Below are 16,853 nucleotides of genomic sequence, written 5' to 3'. Positions count from 1 at the left end.
GATAACCTCGGAAATGCGCAAACGTGCAGAGGCTGTCATTGTGCGCTTTTCCGAATACTTCCCACAAGATCCGACTCCGGCATTGCATTTCGCAAATCCCTATCAGTGCGTCGTCTCCATCTCATTGTCCGCGCAAACAACCGATGCCAACGTGAACAAGGTGACTCCGCTGTTGTTTGAAAGGTATCCCGACACAGAAAAGTTGGCTCAGGCATCTCAGGGGGATGTGGAAACCATCATTCATTCCCTCGGTTTTTATCACGACAAAGCAAAAAATATCATCGCGCTCGCACAAAAAGTCCAGTCCGACTTCGGAGGAGAGATCCCCGAGACGATGGAGGAGCTGGTCACCCTTTCGGGCGTCGGCCGAAAAACGGCAAACCTCGTACTATCGGAAAGTTTTCATGTGACGGCGGGAATCGCAGTCGACACGCATGTGTTCAGAGTTTCCCATCGACTCGGGCTTTCGAATGCCACCACTCCGGAGAAAACCGAAGGGGATTTGTGCGCGGTGTTCCCGCAAACGCAATGGCGCATGGTCAACTTCTGGATGATTAACATGGGGCGACGAATCTGTGATGCGAAAAAACCTCAATGCACCGCATGCTTTCTTTCAGACATCTGCCCGAAAAAAAGCGTCACGACCATCGGCTAAAACTCAAGACCCTTCAAGCGATCGAACAAGACATCTTTACGACCGAGAAACTCCCATGGATTGAAAATGATATCGAGAGAACCGCCATCGAGCGGACACCGTTCATCCTCTTCCAAAAGCTCACGAAACGTTTTGCCCGCGCGAGCCTGTTGAAGATCGTCCCATACTTTCATTGCATTTTCTTGAACGACGGCATAGGCGTCTTCGCGAAGCATGCCGGTATCGACAAGCACGAGTAAAACACGTGAGGAATAAATCAGCCCGCGCGTTTTGTTCAAGTTCGCGAGCATGTTTTTCGGATACAACACCATACCGTCGAGAATCCACTCGAGTTTACGCAAAATATAGTCGAGCGCAATCGTCGAGTCCGCGAGCACGACGCGTTCGGCCGACGAATGAGAAATATCACGCTCATGCCAAAGCGCCACATTGTCAAACCCGACCTGCGCATTGGCCTTTATGACACGAGAGAGCCCGCAAATACGTTCGGCGGTGATGGGATTTCGCTTATGGGGCATGGCACTCGAGCCTTTTTGTCCCTTTTTGAAGGGCTCCTCCGCCTCCAGCGTATCGGACTTCTGAAGAGCGCGCACTTCTGTTGCAATCTCTTCTGCAGAAGTCGCGATCGTCGCCAACACGCTGAGGAAAAACGCATGCCTATCGCGCGCGATGACTTGAGTGGAAAGAGGGTCGGGAGTAAGACCGAGATTCTCGCACACGTAGGCTTCGACTTTCGGGTCGATATTGCTATAGGAACCGACGGCGCCCGAAATGGCGCCCACTGCAACTTGTTTGCGGCAAAACTCGAGACGCTCGATGGCACGGTTCATCGCATGCGCCCAACGCCCGAACTTCATGCCCATCGTCATCGGCTCGGCGTGAACGCCGTGCGTACGACCGACGCACAGCATATCTTGCGTCTCAAACGCACGGCGTTGCGCAATGGCGCCGACACGCCTGACATCGTCGATGATGATGTCGATCGCCTGAGTCATTTGGTAGCAAAGCGCCGTATCGCCGAGATCGGAACTGGTCATTCCGTAATGAACCCACTTACTGGGTTCGCCGATGTGTTCCGCCATGTTGGTGAGGAAAGCGATGACATCATGATTGAGCGTCGCCTCAAGTTCATCGATACGCTCGACTTCGAACTGCGCAGTCGCTCGAATCGTCGCAGCCTCTTCGGGCGTGATATCGGCATCGGTGAGTTGTGCCTGAGCCTCACAGGCGAGCACTTCGATTTCTTTCCAAATGCCGAATTTGTTCTCTAGTTCCCAAATTTTTGCCATTTCGGGATAGGAATAACGAGGGATCATTGCCTGACCTTTCTAGCGAAGAGGGTTCACTGTCTCATAAACGACGCCGACCGCGGCACCGACATGCGTGCCGATGACCGGCCGAAGAGGAATTATTTCCACGTCTCGTCCGACGAACGGCTCGATATATTCCCTTTTGAACTTTTCGGCCGGTTCACGCTCCACTATCATGTGAATGCAAATATTTTTCAAACCACCGGCTTTTTGGATATCTTCGGCAAGTTTATCGCGCATGACTGCAAACGCCTTGGGGTATGTTCTGACTTTAGCGTAAGTCGTAGTGACCGCGTTTTCCACAGTCAGCACGGGCACGAGTTTGAGTAGGGAACCGAATAAAGCCGACGCACGTCCGATGCGACCGCCTCGCATGAGATACTCGAGGGATTGCGGAGCGAACAAGAACCGGCTTCTCGCCATGGTATCGCGCGCGGCACGTTCGCACTCATCGAGAGTGCCCCCCTGAGCAGCGCATTCAGCCGCTGACAGCACTGCATAGCCTTCTTGCATGCTGTTCGTCTCGCTGTCCACGATAGAGATTTTAGCGTGTGGTTTTTCTTTTGCAATCATCTCGGCGACCATTTTCGCCGTTTCACATGTACCGCTCATTTCGCTGGAAAGAAAGACCGCGAGAACATCGTCTCCCCCATCGATGATTTCGGAAAAAACCCTTCCGAATTCCTCGGGAGAAGGTTGTGAAGATGTGGGGAGCACGCGCATGTCCTTCAGACGTTCATAAAAAGCCGCGGAATCCATGTCGATTTCTCGGCTGCAGGTATCGCCGTCGTGAATAGAGAGTGAGACTACTCGAATGCCGTAAGTTTTCAATAATTCAGCCGGAATACAGGTAGTTGAATCAGTAACGACCGATACGCCCATAAACATCTCCCGCAGTAGGTGCTCTACGTAGCCACACATACTTATCGTTTGCCGTTGTGTCTTTATAGTATATCGCACGAACCATCGAGATCAGGACGCGCCGACTAAGTCGGAAGATCGGCGCCCTCGTCTTCGAGTTTTCGGAATGTGGCCATTTGGCGGTCCTTTTTCGACTCCTGTTTGATGAAGTACATCTTCTGGTCGGCGGCATGCATGAGTTCGCTGTAGTTCTGCCCGTCGAGCGGGTATTGCGCGATTCCTATACTGGCACGAATGGGAAGAGGGCCCCCGCCATCGCGCACTTGCAGACCACGAGCGAGCGCAGAAGATATCTGCCGAGAGATTTGCTCGGGGCTCGGGTCCGAATCCCGAAGCTCCAAGCACATCGCGAATTCATCTCCACCGACACGACCGATGACCCCGTAACCGTCCGCCGCCGTACGTAATACCACTCCAAAAAAGCGAATGACACGATCGCCGAACGCGTGCCCGTGATCGGTATTGAACATCTTGAAATCATCGATATCGATGAAAAACAGGGTCACCGTCTTGTCAGACCCTTTCGAGTCCTCCAACATCTCGTCGGTCGCATCGTTGAAGGCTCGACTATTCAAGACGCGAGAAAGATCATCCGTACGATTCTGCTCTCTAAGGCGAATCTCCTCGCGTTTGACGGCATCGATATCGGAAAAGGTTCCGAAAGCTCCGTAGTATTCTTGCGACAGATTGTAAAGCGCAACGGTACGAACCTCGAACCACGTATACTCTCCCGATGCGCTTTTGAGACGGACAGAAGCCCTGGAGTTACAATGTCGAATGAAAATATCGTCACAGAATCGCTTGAACTCGGCAACGTCGTCGGGAAACACGATTTCGAGTTTCGAGAATGTGTTCGACACGTTTTCCAGACTCGGATTGAACCCGAACCTCTGGTTGAACAACGGAGCCATCTCCATCGTGTCGGTACCGGCACTCCATTCGAATACTATATAGCGATTTTCTTCGACCATCATACGATAGCGTACCTCGCTGACCCGTAGCTCCCTCTCGCGCTCATCGATATCTTCAACCAAATCATTGAATGCTCGAGAGACCATCCCGATTTCATCGTCTTTGTCGTACTTTATTTTCGTATGTCGGTCTCCGGCGGCAATCGCGTGAATCGCCGGCAAAAAATCCTTTTCAAACGGATCGATCAATCGCCGGGCATGCATATCGGCGACAAAATTAGCCAGTATCAATATGAGGAAAATCACAAGTCCGACGATAAGCGCCGGCGTGACGACCGGTTCGTAAAGCGCGCTCGCTTTTACAAACCCCACCACCACCCACCGAGATCCGGTCGCCACCTGCGCCGCGGCAAGAAACCTGTCTTTACCTATCTCGGTGGAAAACTTCTTCGGTTCGCCCGTACCACGAACGGCTTCCCCGTAAACAATTCCTTGAAACTCCTCATTTTGTGACGATGTTCTCTGCTCCTCGGATAAAATACGTGGATTGCCGACCGCCCCGTTACCTTCGGAATCGAAAATCGCCACTGCTACCATACTGCTTTTTTGAGTCGTCATCATGAGACGTTCAAAATACCCGAGATTGAGAAAAGCGATGATTCTCCCCTTGTATTCCCCGTTCTTAAAACAAGGAGTACTGATGAACATTTCGTCATGAGCCCACGGCAGACCGGAAAAAACCTGTGATGAGACAACCGACGAAACGTACTGGTCTTCGTTATTGTATTGAACGCTCGAACTGTCTTGGGTGAAAACACATCCGACATATTGCGGAAGCGATGAGGCTCTCACTTTATTTTGTTCATCGATCACCATGAAACAGTCAAAATCGTCTGAACTTTCTTTGAAGCTTTTCAAAACATCGCCTTGCGCAGAGTCGTTCCCCTCTGCAAATGCATTTTCAACCGAAGGCGATCGAGCGAGAATTTTTTGATTCGTGATCACATCGGCAAAATACGTGTCGACGGAAAAAGCCGTCGCATCCACAAGACTGGTGGCTTTGCTGTATTCGGAACGATACACTATGCCGTACATCACCGAAGCTGCGACCGAGCCCACTATGAGCAACGGAATCAATGCAAAGGCCAAAAAGCCATATCTGATTCGATTTCTTAGCACAAACCTCTCGTCCCTCTACAGGTGCGTATCGGTATTCATGATACCAGCGGAAGCTGCATGAGCACATCTAGGGGAAGCGGTCGAGACAGCAGGTATCCCTGCCCTTTTTCGCATCCTTTGTTAATGAGCGACTGTTCTTGCGCATCGGTCATGACATCTTGCGCCATTACATGGATACCTAATTTATTTCCAAAGTCCACACTGCATTCCACAAGCATCCGTCGGCGTATGTCCAGCTCCATGGACTCATAATACCGACCTTCGATTTTTATCGCATCGAGAGGTGCGTTTGCAAAACGTACAAGAGCCTCAATTTGAGAGCCGAACTGATCGATGTATACCAAGAGACCCGCCGCTCGCAGCGTCTCAAGCGCCGGAAAAACTTGCTCCAAGATATCGACTATGCCTTCCTCGCTGAATTCGATTGCAACCGAACCCTGTTTGAGTCCATAGTGGGTGAATTTTTCAATGACATATGACACGTAACCCGGATTGAAAAGTTCGAGCGGGGATGCGTTAAACGAAAACACCAAATCTCTATCTGCGTGAGCAGCGGCATCTTTGAATACTTCGTCGACAACCCACCGACCGATTTCGAGAATATGGCCTTCGCTTTCGGCAATGGGCAGGAACTCTCTCGGCAAAAGAACGCCATACTCTGCACTGTGCCATCGCAACAACGCTTCGACCCCCGTCATCTTTTGTGTGCGCAAATCGAATTGAGGTTGATAAACCAACTGCAATTCATCATGCGCAATCGCAAAGGGAAGATTATTTTGAATGAAATTACTTTTTTCCTCACTTTTTTCCATTGCCTGACTATAAAACACAAGGCCTTTCCGGGTGGAACGAGCCTCGTCGAGCGCGCGCTTCGCGACATCGAGAAGCCCTTGTGCATCTTTCCCATTTTCCGGATTCTTATGATAAATATGTGCGCCCATATGCATGGTTACAGTGAGCACGAGCTCGTCGATTCTGATGGGCTCGTTCACCAGTTCTTCGATATCCTGAATATATTCACGGCACTCTCTCCGGGAGTGGAAGCCTGCGCAACTGATAACAAAGAAAGTTCGATCGAAAGAGGTGATAGCGCATTTGCCATCATCGAAAGAAGCGAGCTTCTCGGAGAGCGCCACCACCACTTTTCCAGCAATTCGTCGACTATATACCTGAGGAAATTTCGAAAGCGACTCTATTTCCAGTATCCCTATCACCGCTAATTCATCGGCAGCTAAACCCCTCTTGATGCACTCTATCCTCTCCAAAACGCCTCGTTCATTTTGCGGGACGGCGGCTCGAAGATTTTCTTCGGTCTCGACATCGAAAGGAAGACTTTCCGCCTCTTTCATATGTTTCCTCTCCACCTCGATGACGAGCGTCTCCACAAGGACGAACAACAGCACGGCGATTACTCCGCCGAAGATATCGAGGTAGGTAAAAATATCCTCGACATATGAGTTTGCATTTCGCGTCTGAGTGATAGCGACGATTGACCACCCATTCTGTTTCATAAGGGGGTGATACGCGACTTCATACCCCTGCGACTTAATCACGACCGAGGCGACTCCCGCTTGTTGATTGGTCAAGTCATCGACGAGCTTTTGATAATCTCTCGGAGGCGTTTCTCTTTTTACTTGCTGCAAAAAATCGACATTCCCACGGTCTTTCAAAAGAAAGCGCCTATTTTCGTCCACGACATTCACTTTGTATTCTCCGTCGGTAAGCGATGCCACCGGAGAAGATAAATATTCCGCCGTGTATTGTGAAATGAACGAGACTCCGACTATTGTGCCATTCCAATACAACGGTTGGGCTATGGTGACGATGTCTTTTCCGGAGGATGCATCGGCTATCGCCGAGTTCGATATGGTCGCATTCCCGTCTTTGGACCCCTTGAACCAATCACTGTTCGACGCGTCGAATATCGCACCGGCATAGGTGCGGGCACTGCCGTTGATATCGACGATACCCCCGCGAACGAGGTTATTCTGTTCTCCGAAATATGCCAACGCAGACATTTTCTCATTCAACGGTCGAAAAGGATCCGCAAGCTTTGCAGAGATTTGGAGCGTATTCAATTTCGATTGCATGAGCGTTATTTGATTATCGAGAGTAGAAGCGACGGACCGCGCCGTGAAATCAAGTTTTTGAACCGTGTCGTTTTCAAGCACCGTTCTAATTTCGTGACCACAAAATGCAATCCCGGCAACGGACACCAACAATACAGCAACACCGAACCCAACCAACTTGGGCACTAGATGCCGTATATCGAGTCCATGAAGCAATTTTATTTCCTCCTACCTTGTAATAATACCAAAAATACAAGGTACAAGGTAAGTACTTTCAAACACAGTTGTTACAAGAGCTCCACCATTTCAGACGATGCATGTACACTTATCTCATATATGTTTTGAATCGTTTAGGAGGAGCCATGGCTCACGTTCGCTCATTATTTTTTGAAGGTGCCGCGTCCGAATCGGAAAACAAGGCGCTTCAGGCGGTCAAGCTCGGCCGTCCCAGCAGTTTGATTTGGAACATCACCAATCGCTGCAATCTCAAATGCAATCACTGCTATATGGCCGCCGATGCCCACACGCTTCCCGACCAGCTAACCGACGCCGAATGCATAGACCTCGTGAAGCGTATGAGCGAGGCGAAGGTCCCGGTCGCGTTTTTGAGCGGCGGCGAGCCGATGATGCGCGAAAACTTTTGGGAGATTCTCGAGGCGGTCGCAGCCACCGGTGTCCGTCCCACCATTTCGACGAACTGTACCTTCATCGACGAGAAAAGCGCCAAACGACTCAAGGAAAACGGGGTACGTTGGGTGGCGACTTCGATGTACGGTCCGGAAAAATTCCATGATGACATGGTCGGCGTGCCGGGAACGCACGCAAGAGTAATGAGCGCCATCAAGACTCTTCGGAAAAACGATGTCGGCGTCGTACTCAAGACCGCGCTCACCAAGGAAACATGGAACTATATTTTCGATATCATCCAGATGTGCAAAGATCTCGATTGCGGCATGATTTACATCTGTGACCTCATCACGTCGGGGCGTTCGGAGGGCGAAGAGGACATGCGTGTGACCACTGAACAGTGGCGCGAATTGTGCGATTTCATCGTCGAAGACATCCAAAAGCCCGGCAACGATTTGGATTATGACATCGGCGCCATCCCCTCGGTCATCCCCTACATCGCGGAAAAATTCATCGAACAAGGAATCGATGTCCATAAGGGACTCGAACGTCTCCAAATCTTCTCCGCGTGCCCCGTCGGAAAAGGACATATGACCATCAATTCCGAGGGCGGAGTCATGGCCTGTCAGTTCGCCCAAGATTGGACCGTTGGAAATATCCGAGAGATTTCTTTTGCCGAAGCGACCTCTCGCCTCTTTGAAATCGATACCCAAGAATCCAAGGGGCAGTGCGCCCCCGAGAAGTGCGAATACAGTCGCATCTGCCGCGGCTGCCGCGTCAAGGCCTGGCAGCGCACAGGCGACACCATGGAAGAAGATATATCGTGCATACTTCACCCAAGCGAACGTAAAATACCGACCGCCTATTCAGACAAGGCGATTCCTTGCCAGGGAAGTTGCAGTTAAGCTCAATCTATTTTGAGATATTCAGGAAAAGCCTCACGCCGACACGGAAGAAGACACCGGCTGAGGCTTTTCTTTACGAGCAAATCGATGTTTCGACACGAAATAATACGTCATCAAAGAGACTGCCAATAAGAATCCGAGGGCACCGATAATCCACAGACGCCAGTCTTTTGTAAGCGATTGGGGCAATGCGTCCCACATCGCTTTCATCATCGCCTGCGTTGTGGTCGCAATCCGTCCAGCGATGCCGGCGCTCGCTTTCGCAGAGGCGCTCGCACCGCCGCCGGAAGAATCCGAACTGCTCTCGTTCTTTGTGCTCGATGCGCTCGTACCGACGCCGAAAGAATCCGAAATGCTATCTTTCTTTGTGCTCGATGCGCTCGCACCGGCGGATGCCCCTGAACTGCTATCTTTCTTTGTGCTCGATGCGCTCGCACCGCCGCCGGAAGAATCCGAACTGCTATCTTTCTTTGTGCTCGATGCGCTCGCACCGGCGGATGCCCCTGAACTGTTTTCAGCAACATCGTTTCGACCGAAGCTCGATTGGACGGTAACCCCCGTGCCGATGAGACCTGCGTTGTCTTCGGCGGTCACGGTCACCGCATATGTTCCGTCTTCCACATCCGTCGCCGTGTAATTCGCGCCCATGACGAATATTTCGCGCGTTCCCGAAAATCCCGAGTCTTTCCGAACAATACGAATATGGTAGCCTTTCACGCCCGATACCGCATCGCCCGAACTTTGCCATGAAATCTTCAAATTTTTCTGAGAGGAATCGGATACCGCAGGTTCGACGCTCGCCTTTACGATACTTACTCGACTGGGCGGGGTGTGATCGATATTGAGCGTAAAACTTGTTTCTATTGAATCGTTACCGTACATGTCCGTCGCTGAAATCACGACTTTCCCGCTGCCCTCATCGATAAAAGCAAGCGGAATCGCACCGTAAGAAGTCTGAGTCGCTTCCGTTGTCTCGAGCGAGCCCGCAAGCGTCGTATTTTTCAATGTGACCGCAGGAGCCGACGACTCGATCGACACAATCATACGAACACCTGCATCCGAAGTGATCCATTTACCGAGCGCGACATCGTTTGCCACATTCGAATCGTCGAACTTACAAGTAAGAATCGGTGCGGGAAGCCCCACTGCAACCGGCATCGTCTGCGTCGTGGAGCGATTTCCCGCAAAATCGACCGCCGTGATACCGAGCACATATCGTCCCGCCTTCAGGCCGGTCACGACGCCGTTGGGGCCGTCGAATTCTTTGCTGAAGGTTGCCGCGGTCTCATCACCTTCGGGAGTGACCGTGACTTCATAGCTTTTTATGCCTGAAACTGCATCCGTCGACTCACCGAAAGCACATGAAAATCCATCACTCGCAGGCTCGCTGAAAACGACTTTTCCCGGCATGCTCGGGGGTGTGAAATCAATCCAAACCTCTTGCGCCTGAAGCGTTTCGACTTGTCGATCACTCGTCGATTGATAATAGAGCGAATGTTTGCCTTCGGAGTTGAACGCAATCGGTGTCACATAGTTCGAATCGTTGCCGTCGTCGAGACGATATGTCGTCGTCGTCGCCCATGACGGTGTCTGAAGCGTCACCGTCGTCGGCTGTGCTATCCACGTGGAGAATCCGTCACCCGAAGACAACGTCGCAGAAGTGATGTCACTTTCTTCGAGTGTGGTCATAAACCCGGTGCTTTTAGATGAATCACTCGCCGCGGAGGAGGATGCCTCGGCGGATGCGACCGAAGAGGCCGCATCGGATTGCGTAGCCTCCGCAGAACGCGCGACTCCGAGGAGATCGTCTTTCTGTTGATTCTCCGGCACGATATCGCGCACTGAGTAAACGACGACGAACAGCAGAGCCAATATGGCCGCGGCGATTAAGAATGAAAATGTCTTTTTGCGCTTCATGACCTCATTGTACGCACAAGAAAAGGGACCCTTAAATTACCGGGACGCTTTGTCATCGTTTGGTTGCTCAAATTCACCGAATCTTTACGAATGTCGAAAAGCATTCGTAAGTTCTGACTAGAACGGGCGATATTTTTATCTGCCCATACCCGCATGACCTTTCTTGCGATCTTTCTCGTTGAGAAGTCGCTTGCGCAGACGAATGCTCTTCGGTGTTACTTCGACAAGCTCGCCATCTTCAATATATTCGAGCGCCTCTTCCAAAGTGAAGGTCATCGGAGGCTCGAGAATGATTCCTTTATCGGCCGAGGAGGTACGCATGTTGGTCAGTTGCTTTGCCTTCGCTACGTTTACGACCATATCGCCGGACTTCGAGTGCTCGCCGACGATCATCCCTTCATAACAGACATCGCCCGGTTTTACGAACATCGAACCGCGCTGTTGAAGAGAATCGAGCGCATAGGCAACGGCCTTTTCATTCGACATGGCGATGAGGGAGCCGTTCATACGACCGCTGAGATCTCCTCGGTACGAACCGTACTCTGCAAAATGGTGGAACAGAGTCGCCTCACCGCGCGTGGCGTTGAGAATACGGGTTCGCAACCCCATGACGCCTCGGGAAGCGATTTTAAACTCGAGGTGAACCTGATTATCACGCTGCACCATATCCAACATCTCGCCACCCTTCGCACCGAAAATCTCGATGACTTTACCGGCCAAATCGCTCGGTACATCGACGACGGCGAGCTCAATCGGTTCGATCTTCTTGCCGTGTTCATCCTGTTTGATGATGACGCGAGGACGTCCGACCTGAAATTCATAACCTTCGCGGCGCATGGTCTCCATTAAAACGGTGATATGCAAAACGCCGCGTCCGGCGACTTCCATGCCGGTTTTGTCTTCGGTCTCCGTGATACGCATGGAGATGTTGGATTCGGCCTCGTGCATGAGACGCTCTTTTATCTGACGACCTCCGACAATCGAACCTTCTTGTCCGACAAGGGGGCTTGTCGAGGGCTCGAAGACGACCGACATCGTCGGCTCTTCGACATGAATCGGGTCGAGCTGAATCGGATGCTCACTCGAAGTGAACATATCACCGATGTCGATTCCCTCGACTCCGACGACGGCGACGATATCGCCGGCATGTGCCTCTTCCGCCTCGACGCGGCCGAGCGCTTCGAAGGTGTAGAGTTTCTTCACATTTCCGTCATAGCGGGTACCGTCATTTTTGATGACGAGCACTTTTTCGCCGTCGTGAATCGTGCCGGAGAACAAACGTCCGATTCCGATACGTCCGACATAACTCGAATAATCGATTTTGCACACCTGCAAAGCGAGCGGACCGTTGATATCGACATCCGGTGCCGGGATGTACTCGAGAATCGCATCGAGCAAAGGAACCATATCCATATTGCCGTCGTCGGGTTCGACGCGCGAATACCCGTTGACCGCACTTGTGTAAATCACGGGAAAATCAAGTTGTGAATCGTTAGCGCCGAGTTCGAGCATGAGCTCGAACACCTCGTCGAGAACTTCATGGGGACGAGCACCCGGCCTATCGATTTTGTTAATGACGACCATCGGCTTGAGTTTGTTCTCAAGAGCCTTTTTCAGCACGAACCGTGTTTGTGGCATCGGTCCGTCGAATGCATCCACGATGAGGAGACAGCCGTCGGCCATCTTCAATACACGCTCGACTTCTCCCCCGAAATCCGCGTGACCCGGGGTATCGATGACATTTATCTTTACGTCTTTGTAGCGAATCGAAAAGTTCTTCGCGAGGATAGTGATACCGCGCTCGCGCTCTTGGTCGTTGGAGTCGAGCACACGTTCAGCCACTTCTTGGTTCTCGCGAAATACGTGCGTGGCCTGCAGCAGACGGTCGACCAGCGTTGTTTTTCCGTGGTCGACGTGCGCGATGATTGCAATATTTCTGATGTCGTTTTGCTTCATAAAAAACTAGTACCTTCTCACCGATAGGGAAAAATAAGATGCGCATCACATCTGCGCAAATTTCACGGACATACCATCATACTCGACTTTGAGTAAAAACTTAAATCGGGCTCGATATTACGTGTTAAGGCTTAAACACGGCTGCCGCCCGTGAACGCGATGTCACCGATGGCGTTTATCGTGATGGTCGAAGATGCGGCGTATGCCGAGCGAGGGCCGGCAACCATACATGTATGATTCTCGCCTTCAGAAATACGGTAGGATAGACTTATCTGGTACCCGATTGAAAGTTACTTATGAACATCATTGAATATTATTTATCAATTACATTTTTATCAGTCTGCGGGCTCTTCTTCTCGCTTTTCCCCGTTGACGAACAAAAGGTCGTCTTTGCCTCGGCGCGTGATAACAAGCCGACGGGCAACTTGGCGGCGCTGCTGACCGCCTATAAAAAGCGCTACCCCGACGGCAAAAACGTCATTCTGTTTCGCACCTATTCGTACGGACTGTGGGGAAAAATCTCGTATCTTTTCTCGCTGGTCAAAACGACGTATCACCTTAAAACCGCGCACTACTTTTTTATCGATAACGCGCTCTTCCCTGTTCACGTAATCCCCCATAGAAAGAAGACGAAGGTCATCCAGGTCTGGCACGCGACCGGCGCGCTCAAGAAGTTCGGGCTCGACACGCCCGTCGAAGAACGCAAGGTTGAGAACAGATTCCTGCACAGGGGCTATGACTTCGTCATTGCCGACTCGGAACCTACACGCCAGGCTTATGCCACGGCGTTTGGAATAAGCGAAGACAGGATTCTTGGTCTCGGCAGCCCTCGGACGGACACATTGCTCGCGCCCGATGCGCGACAGAAGGCACGCACGCTCTTATTGACCGAACACCCTGGATTGGCAGGAAAGATCTTATTGCTCTTCGCACCGACTTTTCGCGGATTCAGCGCGGATAAGTCTGCAGCTCAGACATTTAATGTCGAAAGTCTGAAGAATGCTCTCGGTTCAAATTACGCCGTCGTATACAAGCCGCACACCGTGATAAAGGAATCACCCGATACACATTTTGATGCCGTACTCTCATCTAAAAATGATTTAAACGTGTATCTTCCCGCGTTTGACGGACTAATCACCGACTACAGCTCGGTGCTGTTTGAAGCGGCGCTCCTCGGCATGCCGCTCTTCAAGATTTGCGGAGATCTGAAAGACTACCTTAAGCAGAACGGATTCTACATCGATTACCTGCGCGATATTCCCGGCGCCAATTGCCGCACCACCGACGAGCTGAGCGATGCCATCAAAGAGACGCATATCAATACAAGAATGCCCGAACTGGCACAGACAGAATACCGCGCATTCGCTGCGCGCTTTTGCACTTATTCAAAGGGGCATACATGCGAAGCGATTCTCAGTGAGTTTCCTCTCGCCGACGGTGAGAGGAAACAAAGCACGTAAAGCGTCTGGCATTCCTATCTTTCCAATATCTCGTCGACAAAACGTGTGGTACTGTGTCCGTCACACGCACTTAAAAACTTTTGGATGAACCCCCCCATATTGAGAGCGAAATCAAAAGAAGGGTTCAGAATCGCTTCGGCAAGCCCTTCTTGCGAAGTGACAACTGGCCCATAACAGTATGTTGAAAAATTATAGAAGAAGTCTCGCTTGCGCGTGTATTCCTCCCTATCGGGAGTATAAAAAATCACCGGCTTGTTTAAGAGCGCATATTCAAATATCACCGAAGAGTAATCCGTTATAAGCACGTCGGCCATAAAGAGCAGATCGTTGATCTCCCGAATTTCCGACATATCGATTATCCTGTGCTCATTTTCTTGCTGAATGTGTACATCCTGTTTGATAAAGGGGTGGAACTTGATCACGATGACGTAGTCAGAACCGAGAGCCTGTGCCAAAGCGTTGAAATCAATGAACCCGTTCGGATAGTAAGCCGAGTTAACATCGTTTCCCCGATATGTCGGCGCGAACAACACGGTTTTCCGGCCGTCTTTTATGCCACACTTTTGGCGCAGTTCATCACGCTTTCGCTGTTTGTACTTCTCATCAAAGAATATGTCGGTACGAGGAACCCCGATTGGATGTATACGCTGACGGTCAATGCCGAACGCCTCGGCGAAATTGTCGACAACACCCTCTGAGCTCACAATGACATCGGTGTAATTGCGATGTGTCAGCGAGCCTCTGATGGTGGAGCCCTCATGCTCCATACGGGCAAATCCCATGCGCTTAAAAGCGCCGGCTGAATGCCACACCTGGATGAATTTGCTCTGAGGATTAAGCGGCAACGTATACATATACCGGACAAAATCGTCAACGATCACATAGTGGGCATGCGCCACTTGCCGCATGACGTTTTCCATGTCCCGATGGTCGCTTTTGAGAAGGACTGTCGCCTTGAGCGATGTGCTTTTAAGCGCCTTGTTGATGAAGCGAAAATTGCCGTCGAGCTCGTCACGCGTTTGCGAAAGAAAAACAACCTTGTTTTCCCGAATACCGTCTTTCGAGAACTTTCGATAACACGCGATGTTACGGCGGTTCTCGAAGCGCTGTAACTGACGGAAAATCGCCGGCGGACAGAGCCGTTTGAGCTTTTCTATGAAGACAGGCTTATTCATGCAACGCCTTGTAGATAAGATCGACCACGGCTTGCGTTGATTTACCATCACGGCGATCAAAGAACATCTCTGCAAACGGCTTGATCTTCTCAACGGCAAAATCCTTATTCTTGATGGCCGTCACGATGTCGTGTTGTTTCGTCACCAATTTGCCCGGCGCGTAAATATCCAGATCAAAGTAGAAGTCACGTTCGCGAACGTACTTCACGTAATCGAAAACATAGAAAATCATCGGGATTTCAAGCAGCGACGCCTCGAAAACCAGCGACGAATAGTCGGAGATAATGAGGTCGACGACAAACAGAAGGTCATTGATTTCAGTACTGTCAGAAAAATCGTAGACGCGATCTTTATACTCGTCGGACACGGGATGCTTCTCCGTGACAAAGGGATGATGTTTTATCAAGAGCACGTATTCGTCGTCGAGCTGCGACAAAATACTGCCGACGTCGAATTTTTTGAAAGGATAGTAAGCGTCCTCTTTGAGCATGCCCCGAAATGTCGGTGCGAACATGATGAGTTTCTTATCTTTAAGCTCAGGATAATTTCCATAAAAATTCTTCCTGGTATTAGCCGCATATTCCTCATCGAAGAAGACATCCGTGCGCGGGATACCCGTCGGGACGACCACCTTATCGTCAACGCCGAAACCTTCAGAGTGGCACTTGATGCAGTACGAGGAGCTTACCGTGGCATAGTCATAGCTACGATGGTTTCGCGTATCATCAGGCGATCCTTTCGGCTTTCCAGTGCGGGAAAAACCGAAGGTCTTCAACGCGCCGGCTGCGTGCCAAAGTTGCACGAGCCGTGTCGACTTTCGCAGGTCAATATAATGAATTTGAGGAGTAAACTCATCAATTAAAATCACCTTGCTGGTCGCGCAGATATAACAGAACTGAATGATTTTATAAGGATTGCGCATCGAAGTGTTTTTATTAAAGAACGAGACCATCTTAAGCGACGGATCTTTTTCCAGGTATTTGTGCACGAAGGCAAAGTTTCCCGAGAGCTCGCTCCGACGGTACGAAATGTACGCGATTTGATTTTTGTTCACGGGAAATATCCTGCATACCGTGAATATTCCCATATATATAATGCGCCAGAGCTGATTGAGTTTAATCTTGCTATTCGAGAATGAAGCGAACCTCTGATTGCAATGGCCCACAAGTCTCCGAATTTTATTGTCATTCTTAATCGAGGACGAAAGCTCTCCGACACCGACAAACGAAAGCAAGGCCTCCAAAAAGAACCATGGCAAGAGTAAAATACCGAGAACGGTTCCCACCAGATTGTAGGCGAACGTCAAGACAGCCCGAATCGACTTCATTATTCCTTTATTGCGACGCTTGGTCGAGGGGCGTATAAGAATCGCGTTGTCTTTAATCTTGCACTCGAAATTGTTTCTGTCGCATCTGAACTCAACGTTTTCAAAGGTTAAAGGAATTTTCTCATCGTAGACATCTCCCAGCCAAAAGTTGAAAAAGAGTCGCGTGGGAAGATTGTCTTTCCTGGTTTTCCAAAATATCTGAGTGAGATTGTAGGTATAGGTTCCATAAAACGTGCAGCGCCCTGGATAGTTGACAATCGAACTAAAGGGAAACGGAATACGCCGCGTTTCTTTTCCATTATCAAAATATAATACGAGTTTTGGCTTAGGCAGACGTTCGGATATGGACGCCATGTCATTGACGATGCCTTGAATTGCGAGCTCCAACGTGTTGCCCACAATAGATATTTTTTCTATACGGATTTCGTATTTCACCCAAAA

11 protein-coding genes are annotated in these 16,853 nt (G+C 50.4%); 3 read left to right on the top strand and 8 right to left on the bottom strand.

Annotated features, from left to right (window positions below; translation table 11 throughout):
• Positions 1 to 13: 13 nt before the first annotated feature.
• Positions 14 to 655, top strand: a complete 642-nt coding sequence (nth, locus tag JJE36_01540) for an endonuclease III (GenBank protein ID MBK5211001.1) — start codon at positions 14 to 16, stop codon at positions 653 to 655.
• On the opposite strand, the gene JJE36_01535 is transcribed toward nth, so the two are convergent.
• The 4 genes from JJE36_01535 to JJE36_01520 form a co-directional block, all read right to left on the bottom strand.
• Positions 652 to 1,971, bottom strand: a complete 1,320-nt coding sequence (locus JJE36_01535; GenBank protein ID MBK5211000.1) for an adenylosuccinate lyase — start codon at positions 1,969 to 1,971, stop codon at positions 652 to 654. The genes nth and JJE36_01535 overlap by 4 nt on opposite strands.
• 12 nt (positions 1,972 to 1,983) lie before the next feature.
• The gene (locus JJE36_01530; protein MBK5210999.1) at positions 1,984 to 2,847 is read right to left on the bottom strand and encodes a DegV family protein; all 864 of its coding nucleotides are present in this window, start codon (positions 2,845 to 2,847) and stop codon (positions 1,984 to 1,986) included.
• Between the two features lie 104 nt (positions 2,848 to 2,951).
• Complete coding sequence (locus JJE36_01525; protein MBK5210998.1) at positions 2,952 to 4,946, bottom strand: diguanylate cyclase; 1,995 nt, start codon at positions 4,944 to 4,946, stop codon at positions 2,952 to 2,954.
• Between the two features lie 65 nt (positions 4,947 to 5,011).
• A complete protein-coding gene (locus JJE36_01520; GenBank protein ID MBK5210997.1) occupies positions 5,012 to 7,231 on the bottom strand; it encodes a GGDEF domain-containing protein in 2,220 nt (739 codons plus the stop codon).
• Between the two features lie 176 nt (positions 7,232 to 7,407).
• Here JJE36_01520 and JJE36_01515 point away from each other — a divergent pair, with 176 nt between their 5' ends.
• Entirely contained in the window at positions 7,408 to 8,577 is a 1,170-nt protein-coding gene (locus JJE36_01515; protein MBK5210996.1) for a radical SAM protein, read from the top strand.
• 33 nt (positions 8,578 to 8,610) lie between these two features.
• Here JJE36_01515 and JJE36_01510 read toward each other — a convergent pair whose 3' ends face one another.
• Together JJE36_01510 and typA are read right to left on the bottom strand one after the other, a co-directional pair.
• Positions 8,611 to 10,494 (bottom strand): hypothetical protein, encoded by a 1,884-nt coding sequence (locus JJE36_01510; GenBank protein ID MBK5210995.1) that lies wholly within the window; start codon positions 10,492 to 10,494, stop codon positions 8,611 to 8,613.
• A gap of 135 nt (positions 10,495 to 10,629) precedes the next feature.
• Positions 10,630 to 12,450, bottom strand: a complete 1,821-nt coding sequence (gene typA / locus JJE36_01505) for a translational GTPase TypA (protein ID MBK5210994.1) — start codon at positions 12,448 to 12,450, stop codon at positions 10,630 to 10,632.
• A 296-nt stretch (positions 12,451 to 12,746) separates the two neighbouring features.
• On the opposite strand from typA, the gene JJE36_01500 reads away from it, so the two are divergent.
• Positions 12,747 to 13,910 (top strand): CDP-glycerol glycerophosphotransferase family protein, encoded by a 1,164-nt coding sequence (locus JJE36_01500; protein MBK5210993.1) that lies wholly within the window; start codon positions 12,747 to 12,749, stop codon positions 13,908 to 13,910.
• Positions 13,911 to 13,924: 14 nt separating this feature from the next.
• On the opposite strand, the gene JJE36_01495 is transcribed toward JJE36_01500, so the two are convergent.
• Entirely contained in the window at positions 13,925 to 15,085 is a 1,161-nt protein-coding gene (locus tag JJE36_01495; GenBank protein ID MBK5210992.1) for a CDP-glycerol glycerophosphotransferase family protein, read from the bottom strand.
• Positions 15,078 to 16,847, bottom strand: coding sequence for a CDP-glycerol glycerophosphotransferase family protein (locus tag JJE36_01490; protein ID MBK5210991.1), 1,770 nt, complete (start codon positions 16,845 to 16,847; stop codon positions 15,078 to 15,080). Before JJE36_01490 ends, JJE36_01495 begins: the two co-directional genes overlap by 8 nt.
• Between the last annotated feature and the right edge of the window lie 6 nt (positions 16,848 to 16,853).

This window comes from Coriobacteriia bacterium (genome assembly GCA_016649875.1).
Lineage (GTDB): Bacteria > Actinomycetota > Coriobacteriia > WRKU01 > JAENWW01 > JAENWW01.
The sequence above is the reverse complement of the archived record's forward strand: the minus strand, read 5'-3'. Positions and strand labels throughout refer to the sequence as shown.

Excerpts from the sequence above, each read along its gene's own strand:
- nth (MBK5211001.1), top strand. The coding sequence starts at position 14 with ATGCGCAAACGTGCAGAGGCTGTCATTGTGCGCTTTTCCGAATACTTC.
- JJE36_01515 (MBK5210996.1), top strand. The coding sequence starts at position 7,408 with ATGGCTCACGTTCGCTCATTATTTTTTGAAGGTGCCGCGTCCGAATCG.
- JJE36_01495 (MBK5210992.1), bottom strand. The coding sequence starts at position 15,085 with ATGAATAAGCCTGTCTTCATAGAAAAGCTCAAACGGCTCTGTCCGCCG.
- JJE36_01530 (MBK5210999.1), bottom strand. The coding sequence starts at position 2,847 with ATGGGCGTATCGGTCGTTACTGATTCAACTACCTGTATTCCGGCTGAA.
- JJE36_01500 (MBK5210993.1), top strand. The coding sequence starts at position 12,747 with ATGAACATCATTGAATATTATTTATCAATTACATTTTTATCAGTCTGC.
- typA (MBK5210994.1), bottom strand. The coding sequence starts at position 12,450 with ATGAAGCAAAACGACATCAGAAATATTGCAATCATCGCGCACGTCGAC.
- JJE36_01510 (MBK5210995.1), bottom strand. The coding sequence starts at position 10,494 with ATGAAGCGCAAAAAGACATTTTCATTCTTAATCGCCGCGGCCATATTG.
- JJE36_01535 (MBK5211000.1), bottom strand. The coding sequence starts at position 1,971 with ATGATCCCTCGTTATTCCTATCCCGAAATGGCAAAAATTTGGGAACTA.